The sequence below is a fragment of the Peribacillus sp. SIMBA_075 genome (genome assembly GCF_046534585.1).
Genome location: NZ_JAWRYN010000104.1, coordinates 1 through 585 on the forward strand (window position 1 = coordinate 1; position 585 = coordinate 585).

A 585-nucleotide genomic window follows, 5' to 3' on the forward strand; every position below is an offset into this window, starting at 1 on the left:
GCGCGGCGACAACCTGAACGCGATCGTGCCCGGTACCGCCACCGGCGTTAACCTGTCGGGCAATCTGGTCAAGGTTGTTACCCATGCCGGCGAGCTGACGAAGCAGTGCCGGCGAGATCGAAGGAAGTTTGCCGGCGCGGGCGGGCTTCTCGTCCAGACACGTCTGCCGCATCCAGGCCGCGAGCTGTTTACCGTCGCAGCGTTCCAGCAGACGGCGGTGCTCATCTTCCGTTACCCACATAGTGAGCATTTTGCTGCGTTTGTCTGCCAATCCGGCCTCCTGATAACGCCGGGACGGACGGGAAATTCTTTCCTGGTCGGCGCGGTGTTGGGCAAGCCGCAGGCGCGGCAGTGGTTTTAGCGGGTTTCGGGGCGCAGCCCTGAACCAGTCACGTAGCGCTAGCGGAGTGTATACTGGCTTAAAGTACAGTGCAGTATGTCAGATTCTATATTGGCTGCATAAAAAAAGCCCTCTTCAATGGGGGCTGTTATCTGATATAGGCTTGTTTAGTGCCAAGTGGCGCATCAAAGAAGACTGATCATTTCATCGATCGATTGTTTCAGCTCGGCCTCAGTATATCTATG

General features: G+C 56.8%; 1 protein-coding gene. It reads right to left on the reverse strand.

What is annotated here, in order from left to right; all coding sequences use genetic code 11:
- Positions 1-250, reverse strand: a 250-nt coding sequence (locus SB775_RS27340; protein WP_410864272.1) for a MobC family plasmid mobilization relaxosome protein, incomplete at its 3' end; no start/stop codon positions are given.
- Positions 251-585: the final 335 nt, after the last annotated feature.